We start from the raw sequence: 10,598 nt of genomic DNA on the forward strand, positions 1-10,598 counted from the left end.
ACTAGCTGGAGCTGTATAACGCGTAAAATTGCAGCACAGAGAACATGAAGATTAGAATCTAAACATTACTCGTATGGATTCTGTGGGAAACACGAAGTGTTTCCTTTCATTCAAAATCTCGTCAGAGATTTTGCTGTGCCGCTCGGCTTGTCGGCGGCACTACTGCATGAACTTGTTCATGCAGCATCGGGGATTAGTCAAGTAAGGGGTGAAGCCCCTCGCTTGCAACTCCGACTGTCTCGGAGCGACCGCAGGTCGGATATGGCTAGATTGAACACCGCAAGGTGGGCAAGATTGCCATATCTTGTATGACAAATTCGCCCACCCCCTTATTTTCATAAGGGAGTAGGCTTTGTCATATTGGATAATCCCCAAAATATCAGGGATTATCTATGCTTAGCCTGGATGTCTCCATGCTAAGCAACGCAGAAACTGTCTTTCTGCATATAAAAAGGCAGCCGCTTTGGACTGCCTAAACTATTTCTTTATTCACTTTTTGGACACTATCATATTAACACAAGTAACTGTCGTATTTTGGGTCATTTTTTGTAAACAAAAATTTATATTTTTTTAAAAAATTTGTTTACAAAAATCTTGCAGATGATTTTATTCCTTATATTTCTACATCGTGATCCTTCTCCCTGTATTTATTCATGCTGTTCTCAAGCTTAATATTGTACTTCTTTAGTTTTCTGATTTCTTCTTCTTTAATTTCAAGCTGCACTTTCAGATTATTGTTAAAGCTTTCAAGTTCACGTACCCTGTCTACCAGATTTGCATTCTCACTATACACATCTTCTATACCAGTAACCATAATATCTTTAGATAAGCTTCCAGCATATTCTTTATTTAGTCGCTGCCTATACCTTACATCTTCGTGAATATCTCCAACAAGCTTAGCAACTTTTTCCTGATTAACATGCATTGATTTCATATCTGGGTAAATCTTCTCTACTGTATAGTCGCTAATTTTATCTGTTTTTTCTTTTATTGTTTTTGTTACTGGTTCTATTTCACTACTTTTAGAATCAATACGACTTATAGCATTCCTATCTCTTAACAGAATAAAAATATTGCCGATAACTGCTCCAGCTACACCAATTAAAGCAACAACTATACTTGTATTCATATATCCACCATCCTTATATATAATATATTCGCCTATTACAGCTCCAATTATAACAGGTGCAGTTACTAATACCGAATCTAAAATGCAGTTTTCGTTACTATATTTCATATCCTTTAACCTCTCTTATGTAAGATATTAGCCATTCATTTTTTCGAGAATATCTATAATATATTTTTCTCTTTCACTGGCGGTTTTTATCTCTACTGGGAAGTACTTGTCTGGAATGAAATATCTCATATCCTTTGTGCTGCTCCTCTTTCTTTTTGGCTTTAATTCTTCTTCACCTAGATTTTCCTGAAATATCTCTCGCATCCTTTTTCTTGGAAAAGAGATACCCTCTCCTGGTTGCTCTTCTGCATGCCACCTTGCATATTCATCCCTCAGCTGTTTTGCCTTTGCCGTGGTCATCTTAGCTCCAACAGCTTTCAGCATATCCGGAATACAGTCCTGAGTACCTTCGTTCATTCTGTGGATATAGTAAATGTGTTCCTGTGTGAGGTTAGTTCTCCCACGTCCGGCTTCATAGTATTTAACAATCTTATCTGTACAATATGCTAATGCCATTTTCCTATGAAGTGTCTTCTGGCTTACTCCAAACTCTTCCGCTATCATTTCATCTGTTCTACCAGTATCCAAAGTGTCATTTTGACACTTTGGTAAAACTTCAGTATTTTCAACGGTTTCAGCTTTTGCCATTTGTCCTTTTACAACCTTATCATTACCGCCTTTGTCCTTCTTGTACTTATCATACATAAGGCGCATTGCTCTGGCTCTTTCAACATCACTTATATGTTCTCTCTGGATGTTGGTTTGAGTTATAAATACTACTGCGGTGGAATCATCTGCTTCAACTATGATAGCCGGTATCTCCGTAAGACCTGCTTCTCTTGCACAAGTAACTCTGTTATGACCTGCCAATATCTCATATTTACCGGTTACATATCTCTTTAACTTCTCATCCTCTATGCAAGCTACAGGACGCACGAATATTGCTTCCAGAACTCCATGTTCATTGATAGAGTCCACCATCTCTTTCTTTTTCTTTTCATCGTATTCTTTAAATACGTTGTTTGGAGAATCGGATAAATCTTCTAGCTTTAAGTTTACAATCTTTTGTTTGTTCTTCTCTGCCAGTTGCTGTTCTATCTTGTCACCATTATCCCTTGCTCTAAGTATCTCATCCTTGTCTATATTAGTCATAAGCTGACTATAGTTATCTACTATAGAGCCACGCTCTCCTTCCATAATCGGACGATTATGCTCCATGTGTTTCCTAATTTCCTCTTTACTCATTGTTAAGCTCATTTTGTTCTCCTTCCTAGATTATTCATAATCATTAATTCAGAATATCAATCTTCTCAAGCTCGGCTGCAAAAGAAGAAAAAGCTATCCCTACTTTAGACAATGGTTTATACACGCAGACAGGCTTATTCAAAAGTTCAGATTCCGCAACAACTATTGATTTAGGTATTGCTACATCAAATATATAAAATTCCTGCCATCTATCCTTTATAAACTCACGCATCATAGCATGTACATTTGTTCGTTCCTCTATCTGATTAATGACAATTCCTGCACTTCTAAGCTCTGGATTAAAGTATGTTTTTATCTGTTGAATAATATTAAAAATTGTATCCATGCCGTCCATGCTTGCACTTTCTGCTTGCGTAACTACCAGATATCTATCACTGGCTACTAATGCATTCTGAAAGTCTAGGTTTATGGACGGAGCATTGTCAATTAATATATAGTCATAGTTGTATTTATCTTTTATAACATCTATGTATCTCTTAAGTATCGTTTCTCTCGCCATTTCAGATAAGGCTCTGTTCATCCATTCCTCTTTTATTATATTGCAAGGGATAATATCTAGTTCTAGCTTCCCATCAAAACAGAGTTTGTAAATCGGATCGTCATCTGAAATATCTCCTATTACAATTTCATTGAGTTTGGATACTATATTAAATTCTGTTCCATCATATATTTTCTCTATCCCTGCAAACTTTGAAAGGTTTCCCTGTCCATCAAAGTCTATTAATAAAACTGCATAACCTTTTTGAGCAAGTTCAGCTCCCAGATTAAATGTAATGGTCGATTTACCAACGCCACCTTTAAAATTAATTATTGATATCACTTGTGTATTCATTTCTTTTCTTACCTTCCTTGATATTTAGCAAATATTGCTTTATAATCCATTTATCCGCATTTCTTGAAGTGCAGGATATTGCTTTATATGTAAAGGTCGTTTCTGATTGATTTCGGAAACGACTTTTACTTTGTAAAAATATCTAGCTCCGCTATTTCTATTAGTGTTCTTATCCAAAAAGCTAATTCTTTCCTGTATCTTGCTTCTTCATGTGATTCAAGCGGTAATCCGTAGTAAAAATGATCCCAAGCTTTAACTTTAAATTCATCTGATACAGCTATATCAAAAGATTCATTTATTAACTGAATTTTTTCTTTTAATAGTTGATATTTAACATTATTCTCTAGTTCAAAACCAGAGGAATGTTTCTCAATATTACGTACCGCTTCTTTATATAGCGGATATCCTTTTAAATATAGTCTGGCTTCCTTAACCAGGTGATTCATATATTCTCGATTATTCATTTCTATGCTTTCCTATACTTACTTAAATATTTTGCATCTACGTATAAAAACTCCTTACTAAATAGATTATTTGCTACTTCCGTTATCAGCTCATTTTTCATATCGTATAAATCTGCTATATGTGGGACTGCTCTTCCTGAACATAGTTTTAATAGATTTATCTTGCTATGCTCTGGAACTTTCTTTAACGCATCTTCTACCGGTTTGAATGCAGCTGATATACAACTACTAGTTTCCGCTAAGCAAACGAGTTTTGTATCGTAGCTGGTAACAGTTGTATCTACTCTCTCTTTGTCATACGTTATCCCAGGTATACTAGCTACATCGTAAGCATACATTTCATACAAGGATCGATATCTGTAATATGTCTTAATGTACTGAACCACCAGCTCATACATTTCTTTTGACAATTCCATCTATTGTTTCCTCCTTCCTTTTCTATATGACTTACTTAAATATAATATGTACCGCTATCGCTTTTGTTTTCTTGCAAATAATGTGTACATGCTGCCATATCCGATGAAAATTCATCTGAAAATGCTGTTTTATTTAACTGTTTCCTTAAACTTGCTCTATCTATGGCTGCATTCCATTTTTCATGTTGTTGTAAGGTCTGATATTCACTATCAGTCAAAAAGATATTTTTGTAATACCCATAAGCTTTAGTGGTATTTTCTCCATCTTCAAGCAGCATGGATCTTTGTTTTAACCTTCTTTCCTGTCTTCTGACCGAATCTTCCTTTATAGATCTAGTATTCTCTTTAGCATATGGAACGTGTATTTCTACCACAGAATTACCATATATAATTTCAATGAACTCACTATCTTTAAAATAATTTAGAGCATCAGACATATTCTTATCATCTTCTCCAAGTATTCTTCCTAGTCTAGTAGGAACACTATATGGTTCACAATCATCTAGCCTAATCACTCCACCCGTTACGCCCGCTTTAGCGATGAGTTCCAAAAGTATGACAACTCTTACGTAACCGTGTTCACCAGAAGCACTGTCTCTCACATTTTTAATCTGTATATCATCAAAGAAGTCGCAGACCAATTTGACGTACCAGTTAATAATATTTGAACTACTCATCTTCTGCACCACTATCGTTTACAAATTCTTGTAATAAGCTCTCTACTTCTCCTGTAGCATTCAACAGAGCTTTAACTCCATCTATACCAATCCCTTTTATAGCTGTATTAACGATAGATCTTAAAGGATTATACGTATTAGCAGCACCACGATTTATTTTGTCAAAATTATTTCTATTCACACCATTTCTTACTTCTGCTATAACAGTAGGTCTAGATACCCCCAATTCATCTGCTGTCTCTTGGAAGGTTAGCCCTTTCTCTTTTAACAAAAAAAGAAGATAAGCTCTTGCATCCATAGTCCACTGAACTTTTCTTCCTCTTTTAGTTTCTGTAATTTTTTCCATTTACCGCACCTCGCTTTTCTCTATCTAATTACGATTGCGGCTCTATTTATATATAGTAACTATATATATTATTCTCTTTCTTTATAGTATATATTTAATAGTAATAGTATATGGGCGGACAATGTCCGTTATACTTGGCATTTGGGAACTTCATTTTTTAACTATCATATAGACTAGTTGCTAAAAACACTGAAATTCCAATAAAAAAGAATTAAGCCGCAATTCCTTTTGCAACTTAATTCTATAACTCAGCATCATTAACATGACCTATGAATGTCAACAGTAAATTGCACATTTATATAAAATATTTTTTATAGTTGCAATACAAGGCAATACATTTATAAAAAACTGTATCATAATTGTAAGATTATAGTGTAAAAAACGGTTATATCTATTAGAATTGTAAAAGACTAATAGATAATTGTATGATTTAAGTAATAAATTCGTATCGTAATATTAACACACTTGCTATATGTTTTTTATGACATCAAAATAAGCACTGTTTATGAATCCAGCGTTGGATAGAAATTTTTCTTTTTATTGTTTTATTGTTCACTTAGTCAGATTACATTTTCACATCCTAATTTCTGGAGTTCCTTGCAAAACAAGTCATATGAACATCTTCCGCCAAATATCCTTCTAGGATAGAAATTCATCCATTCTTCTACTTCTTTGATACGCTTCTTGTTTAATATTTTATCAAAGTCTGCTCCTTTGGGATAAAATCTCCGCACTAAAAGGTTATTATTTTCATTGCTCCCTCTCTCATGAGAGCTGTACGGATGGCAATAATAGACATTTGTCCGCTTCCCCACCCTATAAAGAGCTTTTTCCATTCCATAGCTGTCGGAAAACTCTGTACCATTATCTACAGTTATAGACCTAAAAATCTTAAAGAAACTACTTCCATATCGTTTTTCTATGCGGTTTAACGCCTTAATTACTTCTCCGGATGTATGTGTTTTCATAGGCTCAAGAATTTCAAAACGGGTTTTTCTTTCAGTTAATACCAGAATGGTCTTACGGTTTGTTATCTTTCCCACAACACTATCCATCTCCCAATCACCGAACTGACTTCTTTTTTGCACTACTTTAGGTCTTTTCTCTATAGAAACACCTTTTGTTGCTCTCTTTTGAACCTTTACATATTTTCTCCGCTCTTTTGCTCTCCCTCGTCTTGGCAGTTCTTCAAGTGATATTCCCGGTAAGTAACCTCTCCGTATACCTTCATATATCGTATTTACAGACTTTATTCTCAAATCAAAGGAAAGCCCTGCTTCCTCTATAGTGAAAAGAACTGCTTCAGGGCTATATTTCTGCTTCTTTATCATATATGTTATGTAGTCTTTTAGCTTCGATGCGTCCTTTAGAGATGGTGCTCTGCCTTTCTGCGAAAGATATTCTCTATATCGTTTCTCAGCTCCTTCAGGGCAGTATCTTTCTTCAGTAGTTAGATCAGAATTAGTATGCTCATATGTAGCTCTCTTAATTTCATAGTAAATTGTTCTAACGGAACATCCTATAGCATCTGCAATATCCTTCTTTGAGAATTTCTTTTGAAGTAACATGCGTTCAATTATAAGCCTGTCGTTATAAGATAGGTGCTTGTATTTCCTTTCCTTCTTCATGATAGTAAAAGCCTAAAAACTCCTTTCTAAAGCTCTATTCCTCTTGATTCTATCTCTCTTTCCAGTTTTTCATGTTCAATGCGATTTCTCCAGTTCATATAATTATACTGCATATTTCGTCTTAGCCTTCGCAATCCTCTCTCAAATTCATGACGATTTTTCAAAACCTCTCCTAAGCTTCTTTTTTCAGTTTTTTTGTTAAGTTCTGTTGTCATAGTTTTGCTTTCTTCACCATTCAAATACCTATCATAATTTTGTACTTCCTTAAGGATGGCATTTCCAAGTCTTGTATATAACCCATCTTTTTTGCCATATAATTTATTCTCTTTATATGAGTTCTCCCCACCATATAACTTTGCGTATTTCGCTTCTTTTTCTTCGATTAGAGCAGACATTTTATCGAAATCATCCTTACGGTAGGTTTTGATGAAAAAGTCGCTTAAATCGTCGATTTTCGGCTTTATATCTGCAAAGTTTTTCTGGTTATAGTTCCAGTATCTTCTCTCAACACCGCTTTCCTTAACATACTCGTATATTTCTAGTAATTTATCTCTAAACTCAGGATTAGATAAAAGCTGTTTATCTTTTTTGTGATTAACAATCCCCCTAAGCATATTTGTTATTTCAATAGTGCTTTCTTTGTCCATATCAAGCTCATTTGCAAGAACACTCTTAAGTTCTTTAATACTGCTATTTCTGAATGTCCCCTTATATCTTTCAGATACGACCTGATTCCCATTAACATCAAGTTTAGGTACACGCTCAAGTTTTCCTGTTTTAGGATTCTCCCTCATCCTAATTTTTCCATCCTCATTCTTCTCCCACTCACGAAAAGCTTTCTTTTCTCTCATGGGAGTTGGCTCTACTGTAGCAACATGGATATGGATATTATCCGTATTGTAGTGGAACGAAGCTGTCCAAACTGCATTTTGAAGTCCTTCTTTTTCAAGCATTGCACAAATAGCTTTCCTTCCTGCTGTCATTAGAACTTTTTCATTTAGTTCTCCAGTCTCTCCGTCATATACCCCTATATCAGATAAATAGCTATTTTCAAAAGATATAACAGTTTGCCACATATTACTTCCGTTCTGCTGAGCTACAGAAAATATCTTCTTCAGTTCATCTCGCTCTGCTTCGCTTAAATTATCGTTATTTTTTGTAAACAAACTGCTGACTTTTTCAGTTCCTTCATGGTAATGCCTGCTTATTGTCTTCTCCTCGTTTTCCATATATCCTATGTACTCACCAAAAAGATTGTATTTATCCAACTCCTTTTTCTTTGTAGCATTATCTCTGTCTATATAATTTATGTATTCTCCAAAGGCTTTACCGTCAGCTTCACAGAACCTTGTTACAACTACTATGCTTGCCATATTCCCTCCTATGACTTAATCAGCTCAAGTATAGTCCTAAGTAGTGCTGTGTTTTCAGATATGATTTCCTCATTTTTCTCTAGGCTGTAGTTATATAGAGCTGTCATGTCCTTAAAGAGATTTTCATACTTGTCATTCATTAAGCGTATGTCCGGCATAATTGCATAATCCGAAAGGATTGTTTTTACAAGTACATTCAGGCTAATTCCCTTTTGTCTTGATATAGTTTCAAGTTTTGCCTTCACCGCCGAATCTATATCCCTGATGTAAATATCTGTTTTACTCATTACTCTTGTCCTTTCCCAGCTTTTTCATTGTCTTTTACCTGCTTTGCATTGGCTATAATTTCTTCAAGGTGTTTTTCAGCGTCTATCAAAACTTTATGTTTTTCTCGCCCTTGTGCTGGCATTAAATATCTATAGTCATCTACATAGAGCATCGTATTTACAATATCTTTTAGAATTATACTGTTTCGTTCAGCGGTACGAACTCCCAGCCTTAATCTTGTTAGGTCATTTTTTAGTTCTTCCTTTATTTTCCCGGATAAAATATCTGCAACTTTCTCCCTTGTCTCTTCTCTTTTTTTATAGTCATAAATCATAAAGGTTACTGCATCGACCTCATACTTTAGTCCGGTTTCTTCCATAACCTCATGTATTATTTCTATAGTTTTATCGGATAAATCGTAATGTTTTCTCATAAAAATCTCCTAAAAAATCTTTATATTGATGTGCCTATCGTGTGCATTATCAAGTTAATCCTTTATATCTATGCACACCAAAGACACATCTCGCACAAAAAGTGCGAACACTCTAAACCATTGGCACTGCCAATGTAGCACCTAATGTGCTATCAGTTTTCCCTTATGCTCTTTATTTTTTCGCACAGCGAAAAAATAAAACAGGGTGGGAAGCACTTCCCCACCCACCAATTTAGACTAGATTTCCAGTAGCATTAACTTCAGGATACTGTTGTTAATTTTTATATTTTTTCTATAGAAGGGTTTGTGTATCATTTTCCATCTGCCCCCTTCTTCCACTACAATTACACCAACATATTTTATTTCTTTCAGATATGATTTATACCTTCCGGATATTAAGTCCTCTTTTTCCGACGGAATCACAATCCAAGATTTATGTACGAATTTTGAATTTTCTTTTGCCTGAAGAATGGCTTTTCGTATATCTGAAAGTTTAAATTCAAATGCGTTAAACTGCACCTGATTTTGAAACATTTCTACTGTTACCAAATCTGCACAACCTTCTCTAATAGGTGCTTCAAATTCGTATCTTAAAGCCCTTCCTGAATAATTGTAGTTTTCCCAGAATTTTTCTTTAAGTTCTTTTTCTGTAAGAAACATTATTCATCATCCTTTGCTTCAATCTCCTTCATTTCAAAATCAAAAACTGTAAGATTTACATATAACTTTTCTTTTTCTTTATCATATGTGTTTTCGATTTTTGCCTTTGTAAGAATGATTACATCTTTCTCCTGAAGCATTTTTGCTTTTTCATATGCTCCACCTACAAAATTAGTATTCCAAGATGAATATTTAGACTTACCATCTTGTGTTTTCCCTTCGTATGTAGAAATATTTGCCCAAATTGTGTTCTTTCTATTTTCAGCTTCCTTAATGCCAAAAACTCTTGCTTCTTGCTTTTTAGTAATTTCCATTTTTAAACCTCCCTTTCCAGTAAAAAAGAAAAAATTTACCTGCTTAATTAACATTTATATATAAAAAAGAAGGGATAGCCCTTCTTTTCTAATCAAATTAACACATTATGTATGACAGTATAAAAAAAGAGAGGGATAGCCCTCTCTTACGAACCCCTATAATTCGTCCTCAAAAACTTTCTCTTGTTTAAGACTTAATCCGGCTTCATATTCTCTGCACTTTTGCTCAAGAAGTCTAAAATTGCAACATCTTTCTTTTATCTTAATTCTGTCCGGATTATCAATTAAGTTGTACAATTTCTCTGCTTTCTTATAAATATGTTCCTTATGTTCATTGCACCATATTCTTTGTTTCTCAAGCAAAGTTTTATATGCTTTAAGGCTTTTAGAATCAAAAATGTTTATTTTTAATTCTACCTCTGTAATCTCGCTTTCCGGAACAGGAAGCATATTATTAAAATTGATTGCTCCAAGTTTTCCTTCGTCTATTTTAGTAAAGTCTACACTATTTCTCATGCGAAGATGCTTTATCTTAGGAGATGTCAATGGTGCAAAGTATAGCGAATCATTAATTTCAAGCACAATTCCAATAAAGGGTCTATCTGCCTTATTCCCGGACATATGCGGTACTTTATCATCATATCTGCGTACATAATTGTAATACTGCTGAGACACATTATAGGCTTATAGGACAAAAAACGTGTTTTGCTAATCCCAGTAAGAAGGATAATTGTCCTCTCTATGG

The 10,598-nt window shown here is 34.5% G+C and carries 14 protein-coding genes; all 14 read right to left on the reverse strand.

Going from position 1 to position 10,598, the window contains the following annotated elements; genetic code table 11:
* Positions 1-613: 613 nt before the first annotated feature.
* A complete protein-coding gene (locus tag HMPREF0581_RS06855) occupies positions 614-1,237 on the reverse strand; it encodes a hypothetical protein (RefSeq protein WP_036381612.1) in 624 nt (207 codons plus the stop codon).
* A 27-nt stretch (positions 1,238-1,264) separates the two neighbouring features.
* Entirely contained in the window at positions 1,265-2,434 is a 1,170-nt protein-coding gene (locus HMPREF0581_RS06860) for a ParB/RepB/Spo0J family partition protein (RefSeq protein ID WP_036381615.1), read from the reverse strand.
* 31 nt (positions 2,435-2,465) lie between these two features.
* A complete protein-coding gene (locus tag HMPREF0581_RS06865) occupies positions 2,466-3,275 on the reverse strand; it encodes a ParA family protein (RefSeq protein ID WP_036381618.1) in 810 nt (269 codons plus the stop codon).
* 125 nt (positions 3,276-3,400) lie between these two features.
* Positions 3,401-3,739 carry a hypothetical protein gene (locus HMPREF0581_RS06870; protein WP_036381621.1) on the reverse strand — a complete coding sequence of 113 codons (339 nt, stop codon included), beginning with the start codon at positions 3,737-3,739 and terminating at the stop codon, positions 3,401-3,403.
* Positions 3,740-3,741: 2 nt separating this feature from the next.
* Complete coding sequence (locus tag HMPREF0581_RS06875) at positions 3,742-4,155, reverse strand: hypothetical protein (protein WP_036381624.1); 414 nt, start codon at positions 4,153-4,155, stop codon at positions 3,742-3,744.
* A gap of 35 nt (positions 4,156-4,190) precedes the next feature.
* On the reverse strand, positions 4,191-4,832 hold the full coding sequence (locus HMPREF0581_RS06880; protein ID WP_036381628.1) for a phage replisome organizer N-terminal domain-containing protein: 642 nt from the start codon (positions 4,830-4,832) through the stop codon (positions 4,191-4,193).
* Entirely contained in the window at positions 4,825-5,178 is a 354-nt protein-coding gene (locus HMPREF0581_RS06885; protein ID WP_036381630.1) for a hypothetical protein, read from the reverse strand. The genes HMPREF0581_RS06880 and HMPREF0581_RS06885 overlap by 8 nt, the downstream gene beginning before the upstream one ends.
* A gap of 560 nt (positions 5,179-5,738) precedes the next feature.
* The gene (locus tag HMPREF0581_RS06890) at positions 5,739-6,806 is read right to left on the reverse strand and encodes an IS30 family transposase (protein WP_036381634.1); all 1,068 of its coding nucleotides are present in this window, start codon (positions 6,804-6,806) and stop codon (positions 5,739-5,741) included.
* Between the two features lie 26 nt (positions 6,807-6,832).
* Positions 6,833-8,179, reverse strand: a complete 1,347-nt coding sequence (mobP2, locus tag HMPREF0581_RS08395; RefSeq protein ID WP_051426969.1) for a MobP2 family relaxase — start codon at positions 8,177-8,179, stop codon at positions 6,833-6,835.
* 8 nt (positions 8,180-8,187) lie between these two features.
* Entirely contained in the window at positions 8,188-8,466 is a 279-nt protein-coding gene (locus HMPREF0581_RS06900; protein WP_036381637.1) for a hypothetical protein, read from the reverse strand.
* Entirely contained in the window at positions 8,466-8,879 is a 414-nt protein-coding gene (locus HMPREF0581_RS06905; RefSeq protein WP_036381640.1) for a hypothetical protein, read from the reverse strand. Before HMPREF0581_RS06905 ends, HMPREF0581_RS06900 begins: the two co-directional genes overlap by 1 nt.
* A gap of 237 nt (positions 8,880-9,116) precedes the next feature.
* Positions 9,117-9,539 carry a hypothetical protein gene (locus HMPREF0581_RS06910; RefSeq protein WP_036381643.1) on the reverse strand — a complete coding sequence of 141 codons (423 nt, stop codon included), beginning with the start codon at positions 9,537-9,539 and terminating at the stop codon, positions 9,117-9,119.
* Positions 9,539-9,853: a hypothetical protein gene (locus HMPREF0581_RS06915; protein ID WP_036381646.1), complete on the reverse strand. Its 315-nt coding sequence runs from the start codon at positions 9,851-9,853 to the stop codon at positions 9,539-9,541. Before HMPREF0581_RS06915 ends, HMPREF0581_RS06910 begins: the two co-directional genes overlap by 1 nt.
* A 156-nt stretch (positions 9,854-10,009) precedes the next feature.
* Entirely contained in the window at positions 10,010-10,528 is a 519-nt protein-coding gene (locus tag HMPREF0581_RS06920) for a type III toxin-antitoxin system ToxN/AbiQ family toxin (RefSeq protein ID WP_036381732.1), read from the reverse strand.
* Positions 10,529-10,598 lie beyond the last annotated feature (70 nt).

Source organism: Mogibacterium timidum ATCC 33093, assembly GCF_000525775.1.
Taxonomy (GTDB): domain Bacteria; phylum Bacillota; class Clostridia; order Peptostreptococcales; family Anaerovoracaceae; genus Mogibacterium; species Mogibacterium timidum.